Origin of the sequence: Giesbergeria anulus (assembly GCF_900111115.1) — a bacterium.
GTDB lineage: Bacteria > Pseudomonadota > Gammaproteobacteria > Burkholderiales > Burkholderiaceae_C > Simplicispira > Simplicispira anulus.
The window spans coordinates 1-19,019 of sequence record NZ_FOGD01000004.1; the positions used below are offsets into that span (position 1 = coordinate 1).

Sequence of the window (19,019 nt, forward strand, 5' to 3'; positions counted from 1 at the left end):
GCTGGCAACTACAGCCACATTTTGTTTGCTGCTACCGCCAACGGTAAAAATGCTGCACCGCGTGTCGCTGCCCTGCTCGATGTCGCGCAGATCAGCGAAATCAGCAAAGTGATCTCTGCCGATACCTTTGAGCGCCCCATTTACGCTGGCAACGCTATTGCCACCGTGCAAAGCCAAGATGCCACCAAGGTCATTACCGTGCGCGGTACTGGCTTTGATGCCGCCGCCGCTACAGGTGGCAGCGCCGCCGTAGAAAGCATTGCCGCTGTGGCCGATAGCGGCAGCAGCAGCTATGTGGGCAGCGAAATCGCCAAGAACGACCGCCCCGAACTGACCGCCGCCAAGATCATCGTCTCTGGTGGCCGGGCGCTGGGCAGTGCTGAGAAGTTCCAAGAAGTCATTACCCCGCTGGCCGATAAACTCGGTGCTGCCATTGGTGCCAGCCGTGCTGCGGTGGATGCTGGTTATGCGCCCAACGATTGGCAAGTGGGCCAAACGGGCAAAATTGTGGCGCCTCAGCTCTACATTGCGGCTGGTATCTCTGGTGCCATCCAGCACTTGGCAGGCATGAAAGACAGCAAAGTCATTGTGGCTATCAACAAAGACCCCGAAGCGCCGATTTTCAGTGTGGCCGACTATGGCCTAGAGGCCGACCTGTTCCAGGCCGTGCCGCAATTGGTTCAGGCGCTGTAACAGAGCAGCCCCTTTGACCCGGAGTTCAGGGCTTGGCCGGTGTGGGGGCCGCTATCCGGGTGCTGCGTACTGTATCGCCAGTGATCGGGTGCAGATAGCTTTCCACCACCGCGCCTTGGGCATCGACCGCATAAAACTCATGGCAGTTGCCGCTGGAGATTTTGTGTTTGACTAGCACGTAGTCAGAGGCATGGAAACGCTCGCGGGCCTGCGCCTCTGATATCCATTGCGATGGTGGCTTATTGGTACAGAACACTTTTTCTTTGGCGGTGCTGGCTTGGGCTGGAGCGGCGGCCACCATGGCGCAGCAACACAGCGCCACCGACAACGCTTTGCTGCGCTGGTGCCAATTCAGGGGGGACAAAGGGGCAAAGAGATTGTGCGTCATGGGGCGTACTGTAGGGCCGCACACTGAAGGGCGGCTTAAAGGTGTTGTCAGAACGGCATCTTGGGCATACCGCCCATGCCACCCATGCCCTTCATGCCACCGAGCTTTTTCATCATTTTCATCAGGCCGCCGCCCTTCATTTTTTTCATCATGGTCTGCATTTGCTCAAACTCTTTGAGCAGGCGGTTGACTTCTTGCACCTGCACGCCCGCGCCGTTGGCAATGCGTTTTTTGCGCGTGGCTTTGATGAGTTCGGGCTTGCGCCGCTCTAGCAGCGTCATGCTTTGGATGATGCCTTCTTTGCGCTTGATTTCTTTCTCGGCCTTGTCCATATCGACGGCACCAGCTTGGGCGGTGAGTTGGGTGGGCAGCTTGTCCATCAGGCTAGCCAAACCACCCATTTGCTTCATTTGCTGAAGCTGGCCTAAGAAGTCGTTCAGATCAAAGCCGTCGCCACTCTTGACCTTGGCAGCCAACTTTTGCGCCGCTTCCATATCCACGCCAGCAGCCACCTGCTCCACCAGCGCCACGATGTCGCCCATGCCCAGCACGCGTCCGGCGTGGCGCTCGGCATCAAACACTTCTAGGCCGTCGATCTTTTCACTGACACCGGCAAACTTGATAGGAGCGCCAGTAATTTGGCGCACCGATAGCGCCGCGCCCCCGCGTGAGTCACCATCGAGCTTAGTGAGCACAATACCAGTCAGCGGCAGTGCTTCTTTAAAAGCTTTGGCGGTATTGATCGCATCTTGGCCCTGCATGGCATCCACCACAAACAGGGTTTCGACCGGATTGAGCGCAGCGTGCAATTGCTGGATTTCTAGCATCAGCGCTTCGTCAATCGCCAAGCGGCCTGCGGTATCCACCAGCAACACATCAAAGTAGTGCTTTTTGGCGTAATCGAGCGCGGCGCGGGCAATGTCTAGCGGCTTTTGATCGGGCGTGCTGGGAAACCATTCGGCCCCGGCCTGTTTGGTTACGGTTTTGAGCTGCTCAATGGCGGCGGGGCGATAGACGTCGCCTGAGACAGTGAGCACCTTTTTCTTGCGCTTTTCGATCAGGTGCTTGGCTAATTTGGCCGTGGTGGTGGTTTTACCGGCCCCTTGCAGACCAGCCATCAAAATAACGGCGGGTGGCTGCGCGTTGAGGTTGATGTCGGAGACGCCCTCGCCCATCGTGGCCGCCAGCTCGCGGTTGACGATGCCCACCAGCGCTTGCCCCGGCTTGAGCGAGCCGAGCACTTCTTGGCCCAAGGCTTTTTCTTTGACGCGGGCGATAAAGTCGCGCACCACGGGCAGGGCCACATCGGCCTCCAACAGTGCCATGCGCACTTCGCGCAGCATGTCTTGCACATTGGATTCGGTGATGCGGGCCTGACCGCGCATCTCCTTGACGAGGCGCGAGAGTTTGTCGGTAAGTGCGGAGGCCATAGAGCGGTATTTTGGGATGAGGAAAGAAACGCCTAGCGCCAAGAAGGTCGCAGGCGATGGTGCCAAGGCTGTGGGCAGCGGGCAAAGGTAAACTGTGCACCATGATTTTACCCAGTGCATCCCCGGCCCTGTGGCTGCTTGGATTGGTGGCTGCCGCAGCCTATGCGGTACCGGCGCTGGTGCCCGCACGCTGGCAGCAGGCTGCTGTGCGCCCGGCCTTGGCGCTGGCGTGGTGCGGCCATGCCGCCGTGTTGCTGTGGGGGATGTTGGGGGCGGTGCCGCGCTTTGGCTTTGGCCCGGCCCTGTCTATCACTGGCTGGTTGGTGCTCACGGTGTATGCGGTCGAGCGCCAATGGTTTCCGCAGTTGCAGGCGCGTTGGGCGCTGGCTTTGCTGGGGGCACTGGCGGTGTGGCTGGCGCTGTTGTTTCCAGGCCAGCCTTTGCCGGTCACGGCGTCAGCGTGGTTGCCACTGCATTTGGCGCTGGGTATTGCCTGTTATGGCCTGCTGGCGGCAGCGGTAGTCCATGCCGCCTTGATGGTGCGTGCCGAGCGCCAGATGCGTCGGGGCCTAGAGGCCCACAGCGGTATGCCCCTGCTCACTCTAGAGCGCCTGACTTTCCGTTTTGTCACTGCAGGGTTTGTGCTGCTGACGGCTACGCTGCTGGCTGGGGTGTTGTTTACGGAGGCGCTGTATGGCCGTGCCTGGCGCTGGGATCACAAGGCGGTGTTTTCTGTGCTGTCGTGGGTCACGCTGGCCGCTTTGCTGCTGGGGCGTTGGCGTTTTGGCTGGCGTGGGCGCAGTGCAGTGCGGATGCTCTATGCAGGCACATTGCTCTTGTTGCTGGCCTATGCCGGTTCGCGCTTTGTGCTCGAAGTGGTGTTGGGGCGTGGCGCATGAAATACTTGGTGTTGCTGATCGTGTTAGTGCTGGGCTATGGCTGGTGGCGCAGCGGGCGGCGGGCGCAGATGCGCACGAAGGCCCCCGATCCGGTGCCAAACCCTGCACCACAGGAGATAGTCACTTGCGCCCACTGCGGGCTACATTTGCCACGCAGTGAGGCCCTGGCCCAAGGCACACGCTATTACTGTAGCCCTGAGCACCAGCAAAGCGATGTGGTCTCGTAACATTCTGCAGGATACGCGCCCGCCGTTTTCTCCGACCCCGGAAGATTTACCCTTTTTGCGCCTATGGCATGGGTTCTTGACCGGGCGGGTGATGGTGGCACTGGCCTTGCTGTTGTTGCAAGCCATTGGTCAGGTGTTTAGCCAGCAGGTCGATCCTTGGATGCTGGCGGTGCCGCTGGCCTATTTGTTAGCCACGCTGCTGCTGCGCGTGTTTGGGTGTCATGCCCCGCCAGCACCACAGGCTGGGCCGCAGTGGTTGCCGTCTATAGGAGTAGATTTACTGGCCGTGGGGCTGCTGCAATGGCTGCACACGGGCAGCATGAACTTTACCGCCCTGCTGGGGCTACCCGTTCTGATGGGGGCCGTACTAGGCACCTTGATGCTAGCTTGGGGAACTACCGCAGCGGCCACCTTGCTACTGCTGGGCTGGGCGTGGTGGCAGGGGCAATACAGCAGCGGTGATTCGGCCCCACGCTATTTGCAGGCAGCATTGACGGGCACGGGCTACTTTATCGTGGCGTTTTTGGTGCATCAACTCTCGACCCGGCTGGTGCGCGAAAGTCAAGCTGCCCAGCACAACCGGCGTGCAGCGCAAATGCAGCGCCAAGTCAGCACCTTGGTGATCGAAAACCTCAACGATGGTGTGCTGGTGGTCGATCAAGGCAATATGGTGCGTATGGCCAATCCGGCGGCGCTGCGCTTGCTTTGCCATGTGCCAGACCTATTGCCGCCGTTCTCTTTGTTGCAAGAGGCCGCTTGGCAGCCGCTGTGTCTGTTGGCCCAGCGCACTTTTGTCCAAGGGCTGGCTCAAACTGCCGACGCCACCCTGCTCTCGCCCGGCCACAGCCCGGTGGGACTGCATGTGCGCTGCTGGCTGACGCCCTTGCACAAGGCTACGGAAGACTGGGAGCAGCGCCTGTGCGTGATGTTCTTGCACGATCTGCGCGAGCTAGAGGCCCATTTGCGCACCGAAAAACTGGCCGCCATGGGGCGCATGTCTGCCGCTGTAGCCCATGAGATTCGCAACCCATTGGCTGCCATTGTGCAGGCCAATGCCCTGCTGGACGAAGACCTGCACGATCCAGCGCAAAAGCGCCTGACGCAGATGGTGCAGCAAAATGCCGAACGCTTGGCCCGCATTGCCGAAGACGTGCTCGATATTGCACGTGTACAAAGCCAGATTGCTTACACCCCAGCGGCCACACTGGTGCTCGATGAGGTGGCAGCGCAGATTTGGCGCGACTGGCAGGGGCACGACCCAGCCCGGCGCTTGGCGGTGCTGGCCTTGCAGGCCGATAACGCCTTGGTAGAGTTTGACGCAGAACATCTGCGCCGGGTGCTGGTCAATTTGCTCGACAATGCCTTGCGCTACATGAGCACCGCCCCCGATGCCCTGCAACTGCTCACCCACAGCAATGCAGCACGCCAAGTCAGTGTGCAGGTCTGGAGCGATGGTGCGCCCCTAGACCAATCGGTAGAGCGCCACCTGTTTGAGCCTTTCTTCTCATCCGAGAGCCGCTCTAGTGGTCTAGGTTTGTATATTTGCCGCGAGTTGTGCGAGCGCCACGGTGCCTCCATCAGTTACCAGCGCTTGCAGCGCCCTACTGCACACGGCATGATCGAAGGCAACGCCTTTACTGTCAATTTTCGTCAGGCAGCGCGCAAAGAGCGCACTGCCACCGTGTTCAATCACCAGCCCGTCGCTTAAAGGCACCGCATCCCCATGAACGCTCCTGCCGCCTCGATTCTGGTTGTGGACGATGAACCCGATCTGCGTACCCTGTACGAGCTGACGTTGCTGCGGGCAGGCTACCGGGTCGAAACCGCAGCCACTGTGCAAGAGGCCCGCCAGCAATTGCAGGCACAGCGCTTTGATGTCGTAATTACCGACATGCGCCTGCCCGACGGTTTTGGCATAGAGTTGCTACAAAATTTGCGCGACCAGCAGCGGCGCGAACGCTGCGTCGTCATGACGGCCTACGGTTCTGCAGAAAACGCTGTTGAAGCCCTGCGTTGTGGTGCCTTTGACTACCTGACCAAGCCGGTCGATCTCAAGCAGTTTCGCTCGGTAGTGGCCTCGGCGGTACAGGGCACGGGCGGCGTTACACTGCCGCGCAGCAGCCCCCCTAAAGCGCCAGAGGGGCGATCAGGCCCACTGCCCACGTTGCTGGAGGACGTTAATGGAGCGCTAGAGCGTTTGGTGGGCGATTCTGCCGGCATGCGCAATGTCAAGCAGCGTGTGCTCAAAGTCGCGCGCAGTATGGCCCCGGTGCTAGTGCGCGGTGAGTCTGGCACCGGCAAAGAGCTAGTAGCCCAAGCCTTGCACGCCAGCAGCCAGCGCGCGGGCGGGCCGCTGGTAGCGGTCAATTGTGGTGCTATTCCAGAGAACCTGCTGGAGGCCGAGTTTTTTGGTGCCCGCAAAGGCTCTTACACCGGCGCGGTCCAAGACCGCCCTGGGTATTTTCAGGCAGCACAGGGCGGCACGCTGTTTTTGGACGAGATTGGTGATTTGCCTTTGGCCATGCAGTCTAAGCTGCTGCGCGCCATCCAAGAGCGCAGCGTACGCCCTCTGGGCTGCACGCAAGAAGAAACGGTAGATGTGCGCATTGTCAGTGCCACGCACCGCGATTTGGCTGCTGATGTGCAGGCTGGGCGTTTTCGTCAAGATTTGTACTACCGGCTCAATGTGATTGAGATTGTCATTCCACCGCTGCGTGAGCGCCGCGAAGATTTGCCCGCACTGTGCCAGACCCTGCTGCTGCGCATCGCCCAAGAGTGTGGCGTAGCGATACCAGCGCTTACACCGCAGGCACTGGCCGTACTGGCACGGCACCCGCTCACTGGCAATGTGCGCGAGCTAGAAAACCTGCTACACCGCGCCGTGGCCCTGAGCGATGGCGACAGCCTGCAAGTAGAAGAAGCGCTAGAGCTGGCACCCATCGCCAGCACAGCCGCCCCGGCCTTGTCTGCCCCCGATATGGCCTTGGCACCCAGCAGTGGCTTGCCCAACGACCTGCAAACTTGGCTAGACCAGCAAGAGCGCGATATTTTGGTACGCGCCCTGCATGAAGTGAACTTTAATCGCACGGCGGCGGCGGCCCGGCTTGGTATTAGCCTGCGCCAGATACGCTACCGCATTGCCCGCTTGAACATTACCGTGCCCCATGACGCCGACGCCGCAGAACCCGCCGCTTGTACCGATACCCAGCATGGCTGAGAGCACAGAGACCCGCAGTGGGCCAAGCAACCCTGATGACAGGTGGCAAGGCGGCTGGCACCGTGCCGCCGTGCGCTGCGAGTCGCCCAATTTTGGCCCGCGCCCTGCGGGGGCGGTGATCGACCTCATCGTGCTCCATTCCATCAGCTTGCCACCGGGCCAGTATGGCGGTGATGCCGTAGCAGCCTTGTTTACCAATACCCTCGATTGGGAGGCACACCCCTACTTTCAGAGCATTCGCGGGCTGCAAGTGTCGGCGCATTTTTTCATTCGGCGCGATGGTGCCTTGTGGCAGTTTGTCGATGTGGGCCAACGTGCTTGGCACGCAGGGGCATCGTGCTACCGGGGGCGAGCGCAGTGCAACGATGACTCTATCGGCATTGAGCTAGAGGGGCTAGAGGGCGACACCTTCACCCCAGCACAGTACGCCACGCTAGTGCAACTCTGTACTGACTTGGCCCAGCACTGCCCCATTGCCCATATCGCGGGCCATGAACACATTGCACCGGGGCGCAAACGTGACCCCGGCCCCGGCTTTGACTGGCCCCAACTAGCGCAGCAATTGGCTTGGAGCCACGCCTGCTTTCCACACTCAGCTGCTAGGTAAAGACGGCTGGGCACATGCCCCGGTTGCGGCAAGGGCGGCAGTGGTCGGATACACTACTGCTAGTGCAAGTAGATTGGCCCACACGCTATAGGTAGTGGGTCTGGTGCTCTCGCACCTGCTTTTTTTGTTTCTTCTTTTGTATCGGGCGCCCCCCTCCAGTGGCGCCCGATAGCTTTTATATCGCCCATCCAAGGACGCTATGCCCATCCCTACCTCCTCCCATTCTTCCGCTGCGGCGGCTGATTTTTCACGTTACCAGATTGTTCGGCGCAATGGCCATGTGGTGCCCTTTGCCCCGGCCAAAATTGCCGTGGCCGTGACCAAGGCTTTTCTGACCGTGGCGGGAAGCCAAGGCCAGGCATCGGCCAGTCTGCGCGAGTTGGTGGCCTCTTTGACAGAAAAAGTGGTGCATGCATTGCTGCGCTCGCGCCCGGAGGGCGGCACCTTTCATATCGACGACGTACGCGATCAGGTGGAGCTGCAATTGCTGCGTTCACAGCACGAAGCGGTGGCGCAAGCCTATGCACTGTACCGCGAACGCCGCGCCCAAGAGCAAGCAGCAGCGGCAGCGCAAGCCCAAGCAGAGGCTACCCCCGCACCATTGCAGGTACTCGATGGTGGCGTACTGCTGGCGTTGGATATGCCGCGCCTGCACGGCCTGATGGCCGATGCCTGTGCCGGATTGGGGGCCGAGGTGCGGGCCGAGCCCATCGTGCAAGAAACCCTGCGCAACCTGTATGACGGCATGCCGCTAGAAGAAGTGTACAAGGCGGGCATTTTGGCCGCGCGCACGCTGATCGAACAAAACCCCGACTACAGCTACGCCACTGCCCGCCTGTTACTGCACACCATTGCCCGCGAAGTGTTGGGCCGTGAGGTGGCGTTGGCCGGTATGGCCGATGCCTATGTGGCTTACTTTCCGGGCTTTATCCAGCAAGGGGTGGATAACCAGTTGCTCAATCCAGAGTTGCTCACATTTGACCTGCCCCGGCTGGCCGCAGCCTTGCAGCCCGAACGCGATTTGCAATTTGACTATCTGGGCTTGCAAACCCTGTACGACCGCTATTTTCTGCACGTGCGCAAGCAACGCATCGAGTTGCCGCAAGCCTTCTTTATGCGCGTGGCGATGGGCTTGGCCCTGCAAGAGAGCGACCGCGAAGCCCGCGCCATCGAGTTCTACGAGGTGTTGTCGCGCTTTGACTTTATGAGCAGCACGCCCACGCTGTTCAACAGTGGCACGCTGCGCTCGCAGTTGTCTAGCTGCTACCTGACCACGGTGCCCGACGATCTGGGTGGGATCTATGAATCCATCAAAGAAAATGCCCTCCTGAGCAAGTTTGCGGGTGGCTTGGGCAACGACTGGACACGCGTGCGTGCGCTGGGTAGCCATATTCAAGGCACCAATGGTGAATCGCAGGGCGTGGTGCCCTTCCTGAAGGTGGTCAACGATACGGCGGTAGCGGTCAATCAGTGCTTTGCTCCCGATACCTTGGTCTATACCGCTACCGGGCCACGCCCGATCCGCGACGTGCATCCCGGTGATTTGGTGCTGGGCCACAGCGGTCAGTACCGCGAGGTGACGCAACGCATGGTCTATAACCAGCACGAGGCGATGGTGGCGATTGACGTCAAACACGCCATAGAGCCGCTGGAAGTAACCGACGCCCACCCCTTCTGGGCCATTCAAGGCGTGCCCTTGGGGCAGGCCAATGCACGCACAGAGGCTTGGTTGGACAAGGGCAAGGTGACCGCACGCTGGATCGATTCTGGTCAGTTACAGACCGGCGATTACATCGGCTTTGCCATTCCCACCGAAGTGGTGCCAGTGCAGGGCCTCAATGAAGATGATGCCCGGCTCTATGGCATCTTGCTCGGTGATGGTCATCTATCGAAGGATGGGCGGCAGTGGGGTGTTTCGGGCAACCCGCAGCGCGATGCGCATTTGGCCTTTGTGCGCAGTTATCTGGAGGCCTGTGGCTTCCATTACTGGGAAACAGCCCGTGGCAGCACCTATGTGCAGATTCATTGGGCGGCAGGCCAAGGCGCGTTGCGTGATGGCACCACCGGGCGCATAGTTGGTGCCGGAGCGCCTACCCTACCGTTTGCTTATGACGATCTGTACGATGCCAACCACCACAAGCGCATTGCACCGCGCTTGAGCCATCTGCCCACCACTCAAACGCTGGCGCTGTTGCAAGGTTTGTTAGAAACCGATGGCTGTGTCTCGCGTGGCAAGGAGTTGACCTTTACCTCGGCCTCCGAGCCACTAGCCCACGGGGTTCGTTACCAGTTGCTGCGCTTGGGCGTGCCGGTTTCCGGTCAAAAGCGTACCCGCCAGCACAACCATGTCGGCCAGCGTTCGGATGGTTCGCAGGCCGTGTTTGCCGGTAGCAGCACCAGTATTGATTTGCGTATTCCGGCCATCCCGGCACTGGCACAGCGTTTGGGCTGTGCGGCGGTATCGAAGCGCAATTGGCTGGTGCGCGATGGCGTATTGTTCTCCCGCGTGCGGGCCGTGCGTCCTATCACGCCTAAACCGCTGGTGGTTGATTTGAAGGTGGAGGTGGATGCCTCTTACCAAACGGTGGCCGGTTTGGCGCACAACGGTGGCAAGCGTAAGGGTGCCGTCTGTACCTATCTGGAAACTTGGCACCTCGATATCGAAGAATTCTTGGAGTTGCGCAAAAACACCGGTGATGACCGCCGCCGCACCCACGATATGAACACGGCCAACTGGATTCCCGACCTGTTCATGAAGCGGGTCATGGAAAAAGGCCGCTGGACGCTGTTCTCGCCCTCGGATGTGCCCGATTTGCACGAGCTGTTTGGTGCTGATTTTGAGCGCGCCTATGTCGCTTACGAAGCCAAGGCCGACCGGGGCGACATCCCCCACCACCGCGTGCTGCCAGCCACCGACCTGTGGCGCAAGATGCTCACCATGCTGTTCGAGACCGGCCACCCGTGGATCACCTTCAAGGATGCCTGCAATGTGCGCTCGCCGCAGCAACACGCGGGGGTGGTGCATTCGTCTAACTTATGTACTGAAATTACCTTGAACACCAGCGACACCGAAACCGCCGTGTGCAACCTCGGTTCGGTCAATTTGGCGCAGCACCTCAAGGATGGCCCGCATGGCAAGGAGCTAGACCACGACAAGCTCCAGCGCACCATCCGCACCGCTATGCGGATGCTCGATAACGTGATCGACATCAACTACTACGCGGTGCCCAAGGCCCGCGAATCGAACCTGCGCCATCGCCCGGTGGGCTTGGGGCTGATGGGTTTTCAGGATGCGCTGTATGCGCTGCGCCTGCCCTACGCCTCGATGCCTGCGGTGGAATTTGCCGACCGCTCGATGGAAGCCATTTGCTATTACGCCTACTGGGCCTCGACCGAGTTGGCCGCCGAGCGTGGGCGCTATTCCAGCTACGACGGCTCTTTGTGGAGCCAAGGCATTTTGCCCAAAGACTCGATTGATTTGCTGGCGCAAGCCCGTGGCGGTTATGTCGAAGTAGACCGCTCGCAAACCTTGGATTGGGATGCGCTACGCGCCAAAATCGCCCGCGATGGCATGCGCAACTCCAACTGCGTGGCGATTGCGCCCACGGCCACCATTTCCAACATCGTCGGCGTTGATGCGTCGATTGAGCCATCGTTTGGCAATTTGTCGGTCAAGTCCAATTTATCGGGCGAGTTCACCGTCATCAACCATGCACTGGTACGTGACCTGCAACGCTTGGGCTTGTGGGATGAGGCGATGGTAATTGACCTCAAATACTTCAAAGGCTCGTTGCACGCACTGGAGCGCGTGCCTACCAACATCAAGGCGCTTTATGCCACGGCGTTTGAGATTGATCCGGGCTGGCTGGTGGAGGCCGCCTCGCGCCGCCAGAAGTGGATTGACCAAGCCCAAAGCCTGAACATCTACATGGCCGGTGCTTCGGGCAAAAAGCTCGATGAGACCTACAAGCTGGCGTGGCTGCGTGGCCTCAAAACCACCTACTACCTGCGCACGCAAAGCGCTACCCATGCCGAGATGAGCACTGTGCAACGCCAGCACCTCAATGCCGTGTCTTCTGGGCAAGCTGCTGGGGTGGCCGCCCCAGTGCAAGCAGCTTCTGTGGAGCTAGAGGCTCCTGCCACCGACATCCGCTTTTGCGCCATTGACGACCCCGGCTGCGAAGCCTGCCAATAAATTGGCCACAAACCCGTAAAAACCCCGCAGTGCAGCGCTTCGGTGCTTTCCATTTGGAAGCGCTGCTCTCATAATTCGAGCATTGGAAAATCTATGTTGACCTGGGACGAAGAAGTCACGCCCGCACTGCAAAATCCACCCGACAACGGTTTGCCCCAAAACCGCTGGGGTATGCAGCCGCCCGCACCGTTTTCACCACTGGATTTTCAGTCCATGCCCACCCCTGTGCCTGCGCTGTCCATCGCCCCACCAGCGGCCCCCGTGCTGCCCAGCAGCCACCGGCGTGTCAGTGCAGCCGACAAGCGCATCATCAACGGCCAAACCGATGTCAACCAGTTGGTGCCGTTCAAGTACAAATGGGCGTGGGAAAAATACCTCGCCACTTGTGCCAACCACTGGATGCCGCAAGAGGTCAACATGACGCGCGACATCGCGCTCTGGAAAGACCCCAACGGCCTGACCGAAGACGAGCGCCGCATCGTTAAGCGCAACTTGGGCTTCTTTGTTACCGCTGACTCGCTGGCCGCCAACAACATCGTTCTGGGCACCTACCGCCACATCACAGCACCGGAGTGCCGCCAGTTTTTGCTGCGCCAAGCCTTTGAAGAGGCCATCCATACCCACGCCTACCAGTACATTGTGGAGTCGCTGGGCTTGGACGAGGGCGAGATTTTTAACGCCTACCACGAGGTGCCATCGATTCAGAACAAAGATCAGTTCTTGATTCCGTTCATCGATGCCATCATGGACCCAGCCTTCAAAACTGGCACCGCCGAGGCCGATCAAACGCTGCTCAAGAGCCTGATCGTCTTTGCCTGCCTGATGGAAGGCTTGTTCTTTTATGTGGGCTTTACACAAATTTTGGCGCTGGGCCGCCAAAATAAAATGACCGGCGCTGCCGAGCAGTACCAGTACATCCTGCGCGATGAGTCCATGCACTGCAACTTTGGCATCGACCTCATCAACCAGCTTAAATTGGAAAACCCCCACCTCTGGACGGCCAGTTTCCAACAAGAGATCAAAGATCTGTTCTTGCAGGCTGTTGATTTGGAATATGCCTACGCCGAAGACACCATGCCCCGTGGCGTGCTCGGCATGAACGCTGGCATGTTCAAGGGCTATCTGCGTTACATCGCCAACCGCCGGGCCACACAAATTGGCCTAGAGGCGCTGTTCCCGAACGAAGAAAACCCGTTTCCTTGGATGAGCGAGATGATCGACCTCAAAAAGGAACGCAACTTCTTTGAAACGCGCGTTATTGAATACCAGTCGGGCGGTGCCCTGTCCTGGGATTGACCTCCTGAGCACGGCACTTTCATGGCTTCTTTTTACCCGCCCCGCATCTGCTGCACCCTCACACCGTGCAGCTTGGCGGAGCGTTTTTATGTTCATGCTGGCGCAAGGGCTTCTTGTGCCGCCATGAACCTCTCCGGGCCGCTTACAGGCCGGGAGTGCTCTGTGCTCATCGTCCCAAGGAGAAAATAATGGCAACTGCCAAGAAACCCGCCGCCCCCAAGGCGGAAACCCCGAAAAAAGCAGCTCCGGCCAAAAAGGCTGCGGCCCCTGCGGTCAAGGCTGAAGCCGCTGCTGCTCCTGCGCCACAAGCTGCTGTAGCCGCCGCTGCCCCTGCAAAGAAAGCTGCACCAGCCAAAAAAGCTGCCGCCCCCGCTCAAGCCGCTGCCAAAAAAGCAGCACCAGTGAAAGCCGCAGCCGTAAAGAAGACTGCCGCCGTCCCAGTGGCCGCCCCAGTAGCCGCTGCGGTGGTGCCAGAAGTGGCCCCCGCGAAGGTTGCGGCCAAAAAGGTAGCCGCCAAGAAGCCCGCAGCCCCCGTGGCCGAGGTCGCCAAGGCCCCTGCTGTGCCAAAGAAGGCTGCACCCGCAAAGAAAGCGGCACCGGCCAAGAAGGCAGCCGTAGCCGTAGCCGCTGCCCCAGCACCTGAGGCCGCACCAACACCAGCACCAGCCAAGAAGGCCACCAAGACTGCCGCAAAGAAAGCGCCTGCCAAAGTAACTGCTGTGGCAGCACCGGTGGAGGCCCATGCCGCCCCCGCTAAAGCGGCTCCGGCCAAAAAAGCCAGCAAGACCACAGCCACCGCCCCTGTGGTGAAAACCACACTGAGCGAAAAGGCCACTTGGCCCTTCCCGCTGGGCACCAAGCCCTAAGCCTTACCGCTGAGATCAAGCTAAAAACCCGGTGTACTCCACCGGGTTTTTTATTTCTGGATTCAACTTTGTTGGGTTATGTGGCCCCAAACCACTTCGTGCTACAACTTTCCCACAGTCCCACTGATCGGCTTTTTTTCGTTATCCGTTGCTCCGCTCATCAATCCCTAGGGATCGACAAACAGACGGTCTTTTGCCGCAGCACGAAACTGGTGTGTACGCCAGTCACGCCCTCAATGCGGTTGATCTTATTGAGCAATAAGTCCTGATAGGCGTCCATGTCGCGCACCACCACCTTAAGCTGGTAGTCGGCTGCTTGGCCCGTGATAAGCAGGCATTCCAGCACCCCCGGCAGATCGCAGACCAAACTCTCAAAGTTGGCAAAACGCTCAGGCGTGTGCTGATCCATAGAGATATGGATCAGCGCCATCAGTGACAGCCCCAACGCCTTGGCATTGACCTGCGCCTGATAGCCCGCAATCAAACCGTGCTCCTCCAACGCCCGCACCCGTCTTAAACAAGGCGATGGGGACAGGCCAATGCGCTCGGCCAACTCTTGGTTGCTTAAACGTCCATCCCGCTGCAAATGCTCAAGGATGGCACGGTCGTAACGGTCGAGGGTAGGTGCTTGGTTCATGATTTTTTACTTTATTTCAATTAATGACTTGATATTGAAATATTATTGCTCAAACAAAGATTTATGACGCAAACTTAGCAATCAAATAGCTCTTATGGCGGCATATGATTTCTACATCACCACCCCGGTGGGTTTTTACAAGAAATCACCATGCAAGCCACTGTTGCCGCCAAATACAGCCCCTTTGCGCCCGTGCCCATGACCGAGCGCCAATGGCCCCATCGCACCATTAACCATGCTCCGATCTGGATGAGCACCGACCTGCGTGACGGCAACCAAGCCTTGTTTGAGCCTATGGACATTGAACGCAAATTGCGTTTGTTCAAAACCCTGTGTGACATCGGCTTCAAACACATTGAAGTGGCCTTTCCCTCGGCCTCGCAAACCGAATTCGACTTTGTTCGCACCCTGATCGAGCAAGAACTCATCCCCGCCGATGTCACGATTGAGGTACTGACGCAAGCGCGAGAACCTTTGATTCGCCGCACCATGGAGTCTTTACAGGGCGCTCAACGGGCCATCGTGCATGTCTATAACGCCACCTCCAAGCCCTTTCGCGAGTTTGTTTTTGGCATGGAGCGCGAAGAAGTGGTTGAGATGGCCGTATCGTCTGTGCGCTTGGTCAAGGAGCTGGCCGCAGCCCAGCCCGACACCGAATGGACACTCGAATACAGCCCCGAAACCTTTACGGCCACCGAGTTGGATTTTTCTCTGGAAATCTGCAACGCCGTGACTGCCGCATGGGACGCCAGCCCGCAGCGCCCGGTCATTCTCAATCTGCCCACCACGGTAGAAGTAACCACCCCCAACGTGTACGCCGATCAAATCGAGTGGATGCACCGCCATCTGGCCCGGCGTGACAGCATTATTTTGAGCGTACACCCACACAATGACCGGGGCACTGCCGTGGCCGCTGCCGAGTTGGCCTTAATGGCCGGTGCCCAGCGTGTTGAGGGCTGCCTCTTTGGCAATGGCGAGCGCACCGGCAATGTCGATTTGGTCACGCTGGCCCTGAATATGCACACCCAAGGCATCGACTGCGGCCTTGATTTTTCTGACATCAATGCGGTGGCCCGCACTTACGAGTTCTGTACCCAGCTCCCGATCCACCCACGCCATCCGTATGTGGGCGATCTCGTATTCACGGCCTTCTCCGGCTCCCACCAGGATGCCATCAAGAAGGGGTTTTCTGCTCAAAAGGCAGATGAGCATTGGTCAGTGCCTTACCTCCCGATTGACCCAGCAGATGTGGGGCGCACTTATGACTCCATCATCCGCATCAACAGCCAATCGGGCAAAGGAGGCATAGCCTACCTGCTGGAGACCGATTACGGCATCGTGATGCCCCGGCGTATGCAGGTAGAGTTTTCTGGTGTAGTGCAGCAATATAGCGAGCACCTTGGTGCCGAAGTCTCCGCCGCACACATCTATAAGCTGTTTACCAGCACCTATCTTCAGTCCAACAACCCGCGCCTGCATTACCTTGGCTACCGGCTTTCAGAGGCCACCGCCGGAGCACAGAGCATTGCACTCAACATTGCCGTCAATGGCGAGGCGCTGACCCTCACAGGTCAAGGCAATGGCCCAGTCGATGCCGCTGTGCATGCCTTGGGCACTTTGGGCCATGATCTGCGGGTACTGGGTTTTGAAGAGCGCTCCACCGCCGCCAGCGCCTCGGCAGGCAGCGCACAAGCCTGTGCCATTGTAGAACTGAGCAATGGCGGCGGACAGGGGTTTTATGGTGTCGGTATCGACGACGACATCGTGTCCGCCTCTATCCAAGCCGTGCTGTCAGGTCTTTGCCGTATGACAGAAAGTGCGGCTCAGGCATAAGGCTTGGCGCACAAATCAGCACATCGCTTGTTTTGGCACTTGCATAGCGCACGACCGCCGGTTGGCCGGTCTGCGCGCATACACTTAGGGCCTTGTTTTACCCGCGCCACGGTGCCGGGTTTTGTCCGATTTGACTTGTCTTTTGCCCTTTGCCATGAACCAGCTCGACGCACTCAAACAGTTCACCACCGTGGTGGCCGATACCGGCGATTTTCACCAGCTGGCGCAATTTAGGCCACAAGATGCCACCACCAATCCATCGCTCATCCTCAAAGCGGTGCAAAAGAGCGAATACGCCCCACTGCTGCAAGACACCGTGCAGCAATGGCGTGGCCGCGATTTGGGCGAGATCATGGACCGCCTGCTGGTGCGTTTTGGCTGCGAGATTTTGTCGCTCATTCCGGGACGCGTTTCCACTGAGGTGGACGCTCGCCTGAGCTTTGACACCAGCGCCACCATCACCCGCGCCGAGCGCATCATTGAGCTGTACCAAGCCCAAGGCGTCCATATTGACCGGGTGCTCATCAAAATTGCCGCCACGTGGGAAGGCATTGAGGCTGCGCGCCAACTAGAGCAGCGCGGCATCCACACCAACCTGACGCTATTGTTCTCTTTTGCCCAAGCCGTAGCCTGCGGCCAAGCCAAGGTGCAACTGATCTCGCCGTTTGTGGGCCGCATTTACGATTGGTACAAAAAGCAAGCAGGCAGCAGTTGGGACGAAGCCGCGATGGCTGGCACCAACGACCCCGGCGTGCAGTCGGTGCGCGCCATTTATAACCACTACAAACACTTTGGCATCCCCACCGAAGTGATGGGCGCGAGCTTTCGCAATGTAGGCCAAATCACGGCGCTGGCCGGTTGCGATTTGCTCACCATTGCCCCAGATTTGCTCGCCCAATTGGCTGCTACCGAGGCCCCCTTGCAGCGCCAGCTAGACCCGGACAGCGCCCGCGCTTTGGATTTGCCCCCCGTCAACTATGACGAAGCCGGTTTCCGCTATGCCCTCAACGCCGATGCCATGGCCACAGAAAAACTGGCCGAAGGCATCCGCGCCTTTGCGGCTGACGCCATCAAATTAGAACAGTTGATGCTGGCGGCGTAAATGCCCGCGCCAGAGCAAGATATTTTTCAGGGGATGCGTACCCGTTGTGACCAGACCCCAGCTTGGCGCGCCTTGCAGGTTCATTTTGAACAGGCGGGCAAGCACTTAGACGTGCGCGATGCCTTTGCCGCTGATCCATCGCGCTATCAGGCGTTCAGCCAAGAAGCACCGCATGTGTTTGCCGATTTGTCGCGCAACCGCATCGACGCATCTACCGAGGCTCTGTTGTTTGATCTGGCCCGCCAGTGTGGCCTAGAGCAGCAGCGCCACGCCATGTGGACGGGCCAGGCCATCAACACCACCGAGCAGCGCGCCGTGCTGCACCACCTGCTGCGCCAGCCTGCTGGGGTGGCCGCAGACAGCAACGCTCCCCCATTGGTGGCGCAAGCGCAGGGTGATGTTCACACCACACTCCACGCCATGCTGGCCTATGCCGACAGCGTGCGCCAAGATGCGCGTATCACCGACATCGTGAGTATTGGCATTGGCGGCTCTGGGCTGGGGCCATCCATGGCCGTGACGGCACTGGAGGAGCATTGGCAGAGCGGCCAGCGCGTGCATTTTGTGTCTAACGTTGATGGGTTGGAGTTGGGCAGCTTGCTGCGCCGCCTGCGCCCTGAAAGCACACTGTTTCTGATTGCCTCCAAAACCTTTACCACGGCAGAAACCATGGTCAATGCCCATGCGGCACGCGACTGGTTTTTGGCCCACGGGGGCAGCACCGACACCCAAGCAGCACTGCCGCTGGCCCGCCATTTTGTGGCCTTAACCACCAACGTGGATGCCGCACGCGGCTTTGGCATCACCACCACCTTTGGTTTTTGGGATTGGGTGGGGGGGCGGTTTTCTTTGTGGTCGGCTATTGGCTTGCCCATTGCCGTGGCTGTGGGCAGCAAGGTGTTTTGCCAACTGCTGGCCGGTGCCCATGCGATGGATACGCATTTTTACAGCGCGCCGCTAGAGCACAATTTGCCTGTGCGCTTGGGCCTGCTCGATGTGTGGTATCGCAACTTTCATAGTTTTAGCAGCCGCTGCATTGCGCCGTATAGCCACGGCCTGCGCCGCCTTTCGGCCTATTTGCAGCAGTTAGAAATGGAGAGCAACGGCAAAGGCGTAGATTGGCGCGGCCAAGCCCTGCCTTATGCCACGGCACCCGCCGTGTGGGGCGAGCCGGGCACCAACGGCCAGCACGCTTTTTTCCAGATGATCCACCAAGGGCAAGACATCATTCCGGTGGAATTTATCGTTTTGCGCCAAGGGGGCCGGGACTTGCCCGAGCAACACCCGCGCTTGGTAGCCAACGCACTGGCCCAAGCCCAAGCCCTGATGCTGGGGCGGCCTAGCTGCTGCGGCCACCGCCACTTTAGCGGCAACCGGCCCAGCACGGTGCTGGTGCTGGAGCGTTTGGATGCCACCTCCCTTGGGGCCTTGCTGGCACTGTACGAGCACCGGATATTTGTTAGTGGTGCGCTGTGGGGCATTAACAGTTTTGACCAGTGGGGCGTAGAGTTGGGCAAGCAACTGGCCTCCAACCTAGAACCGCGCCTAGCCAGTGGCGATGTGCAAGGGCTGGATGCCGCCACCGCCGGGCTATTGCAGCGGCTGCGCGCTGGCGTGACTTAACTTACT

Annotated in this window: 15 protein-coding genes; 12 read left to right on the top strand and 3 right to left on the bottom strand. The window is 59.3% G+C overall.

The annotated features are described in order from the left end of the window. Positions 1 to 693: electron transfer flavoprotein subunit alpha/FixB family protein (locus BMX55_RS08225; RefSeq protein WP_143059600.1), on the top strand; the 693-nt coding region annotated here is incomplete at its 5' end. A gap of 25 nt (positions 694 to 718) precedes the next feature. On the opposite strand, the gene BMX55_RS08230 is transcribed toward BMX55_RS08225, so the two are convergent. Beyond that, positions 719 to 1,081, bottom strand: coding sequence for a PepSY domain-containing protein (locus tag BMX55_RS08230; RefSeq protein WP_091455771.1), 363 nt, complete (start codon positions 1,079 to 1,081; stop codon positions 719 to 721). 47 nt (positions 1,082 to 1,128) lie between these two features. Beyond that, positions 1,129 to 2,511: a signal recognition particle protein gene (gene ffh, locus BMX55_RS08235; RefSeq protein WP_091455774.1), complete on the bottom strand. Its 1,383-nt coding sequence runs from the start codon at positions 2,509 to 2,511 to the stop codon at positions 1,129 to 1,131. A 101-nt stretch (positions 2,512 to 2,612) separates the two neighbouring features. On the opposite strand from ffh, the gene BMX55_RS08240 reads away from it, so the two are divergent. The 8 genes from BMX55_RS08240 (at position 2,613) to BMX55_RS08275 (ending at position 13,818) form a co-directional block, all read left to right on the top strand. Next, positions 2,613 to 3,410, top strand: a complete 798-nt coding sequence (locus tag BMX55_RS08240; RefSeq protein WP_091455777.1) for a cytochrome C assembly family protein — start codon at positions 2,613 to 2,615, stop codon at positions 3,408 to 3,410. Next, a complete protein-coding gene (locus BMX55_RS08245) occupies positions 3,407 to 3,637 on the top strand; it encodes a PP0621 family protein (protein ID WP_091455780.1) in 231 nt (76 codons plus the stop codon). The genes BMX55_RS08240 and BMX55_RS08245 overlap by 4 nt, the downstream gene beginning before the upstream one ends. Next, positions 3,624 to 5,345, top strand: coding sequence for a two-component system sensor histidine kinase NtrB (locus tag BMX55_RS08250; protein ID WP_091455783.1), 1,722 nt, complete (start codon positions 3,624 to 3,626; stop codon positions 5,343 to 5,345). The genes BMX55_RS08245 and BMX55_RS08250 overlap by 14 nt, the downstream gene beginning before the upstream one ends. A 15-nt stretch (positions 5,346 to 5,360) precedes the next feature. Then, positions 5,361 to 6,854: a sigma-54-dependent transcriptional regulator gene (locus BMX55_RS08255; protein ID WP_091455786.1), complete on the top strand. Its 1,494-nt coding sequence runs from the start codon at positions 5,361 to 5,363 to the stop codon at positions 6,852 to 6,854. After that, complete coding sequence (ampD, locus tag BMX55_RS08260) at positions 6,847 to 7,461, top strand: 1,6-anhydro-N-acetylmuramyl-L-alanine amidase AmpD (protein ID WP_091455790.1); 615 nt, start codon at positions 6,847 to 6,849, stop codon at positions 7,459 to 7,461. The genes BMX55_RS08255 and ampD overlap by 8 nt, the downstream gene beginning before the upstream one ends. 199 nt (positions 7,462 to 7,660) lie before the next feature. Beyond that, a complete protein-coding gene (locus BMX55_RS16690; protein ID WP_091455793.1) occupies positions 7,661 to 11,656 on the top strand; it encodes a ribonucleoside-diphosphate reductase subunit alpha in 3,996 nt (1,331 codons plus the stop codon). A gap of 93 nt (positions 11,657 to 11,749) precedes the next feature. Next, positions 11,750 to 12,952, top strand: a complete 1,203-nt coding sequence (locus tag BMX55_RS08270) for a ribonucleotide-diphosphate reductase subunit beta (RefSeq protein ID WP_091455796.1) — start codon at positions 11,750 to 11,752, stop codon at positions 12,950 to 12,952. Between the two features lie 188 nt (positions 12,953 to 13,140). Continuing rightward, positions 13,141 to 13,818, top strand: coding sequence for a hypothetical protein (locus tag BMX55_RS08275; protein WP_091455799.1), 678 nt, complete (start codon positions 13,141 to 13,143; stop codon positions 13,816 to 13,818). 160 nt (positions 13,819 to 13,978) lie between these two features. On the opposite strand, the gene BMX55_RS08280 is transcribed toward BMX55_RS08275, so the two are convergent. Next, a complete protein-coding gene (locus BMX55_RS08280) occupies positions 13,979 to 14,455 on the bottom strand; it encodes an Lrp/AsnC family transcriptional regulator (RefSeq protein WP_091455802.1) in 477 nt (158 codons plus the stop codon). Between the two features lie 150 nt (positions 14,456 to 14,605). Here BMX55_RS08280 and leuA point away from each other — a divergent pair, with 150 nt between their 5' ends. The 3 genes from leuA (at position 14,606) to pgi (ending at position 19,013) form a co-directional block, all read left to right on the top strand. Continuing rightward, positions 14,606 to 16,288 carry a 2-isopropylmalate synthase gene (gene leuA, locus BMX55_RS08285; protein ID WP_091455805.1) on the top strand — a complete coding sequence of 561 codons (1,683 nt, stop codon included), beginning with the start codon at positions 14,606 to 14,608 and terminating at the stop codon, positions 16,286 to 16,288. Between the two features lie 154 nt (positions 16,289 to 16,442). After that, positions 16,443 to 17,390: a transaldolase gene (tal, locus tag BMX55_RS08290; protein ID WP_091455808.1), complete on the top strand. Its 948-nt coding sequence runs from the start codon at positions 16,443 to 16,445 to the stop codon at positions 17,388 to 17,390. Next, positions 17,391 to 19,013: a glucose-6-phosphate isomerase gene (gene pgi, locus BMX55_RS08295; RefSeq protein ID WP_245751338.1), complete on the top strand. Its 1,623-nt coding sequence runs from the start codon at positions 17,391 to 17,393 to the stop codon at positions 19,011 to 19,013. Positions 19,014 to 19,019 lie beyond the last annotated feature (6 nt).

Coding starts and splice junctions, on each gene's coding strand:
- BMX55_RS08230 (WP_091455771.1), bottom strand. CDS start 1,081: ATGACGCACAATCTCTTTGCCCCTTTGTCCCCCCTGAATTGGCACCAG.
- leuA (WP_091455805.1), top strand. CDS start 14,606: ATGCAAGCCACTGTTGCCGCCAAATACAGCCCCTTTGCGCCCGTGCCC.
- BMX55_RS08270 (WP_091455796.1), top strand. CDS start 11,750: ATGTTGACCTGGGACGAAGAAGTCACGCCCGCACTGCAAAATCCACCC.
- ffh (WP_091455774.1), bottom strand. CDS start 2,511: ATGGCCTCCGCACTTACCGACAAACTCTCGCGCCTCGTCAAGGAGATG.
- BMX55_RS08280 (WP_091455802.1), bottom strand. CDS start 14,455: ATGAACCAAGCACCTACCCTCGACCGTTACGACCGTGCCATCCTTGAG.
- BMX55_RS08250 (WP_091455783.1), top strand. CDS start 3,624: ATGTGGTCTCGTAACATTCTGCAGGATACGCGCCCGCCGTTTTCTCCG.
- ampD (WP_091455790.1), top strand. CDS start 6,847: ATGGCTGAGAGCACAGAGACCCGCAGTGGGCCAAGCAACCCTGATGAC.
- BMX55_RS08275 (WP_091455799.1), top strand. CDS start 13,141: ATGGCAACTGCCAAGAAACCCGCCGCCCCCAAGGCGGAAACCCCGAAA.
- BMX55_RS08245 (WP_091455780.1), top strand. CDS start 3,407: ATGAAATACTTGGTGTTGCTGATCGTGTTAGTGCTGGGCTATGGCTGG.
- BMX55_RS16690 (WP_091455793.1), top strand. CDS start 7,661: ATGCCCATCCCTACCTCCTCCCATTCTTCCGCTGCGGCGGCTGATTTT.
- tal (WP_091455808.1), top strand. CDS start 16,443: ATGAACCAGCTCGACGCACTCAAACAGTTCACCACCGTGGTGGCCGAT.
- BMX55_RS08240 (WP_091455777.1), top strand. CDS start 2,613: ATGATTTTACCCAGTGCATCCCCGGCCCTGTGGCTGCTTGGATTGGTG.
- pgi (WP_245751338.1), top strand. CDS start 17,391: ATGCCCGCGCCAGAGCAAGATATTTTTCAGGGGATGCGTACCCGTTGT.
- BMX55_RS08255 (WP_091455786.1), top strand. CDS start 5,361: ATGAACGCTCCTGCCGCCTCGATTCTGGTTGTGGACGATGAACCCGAT.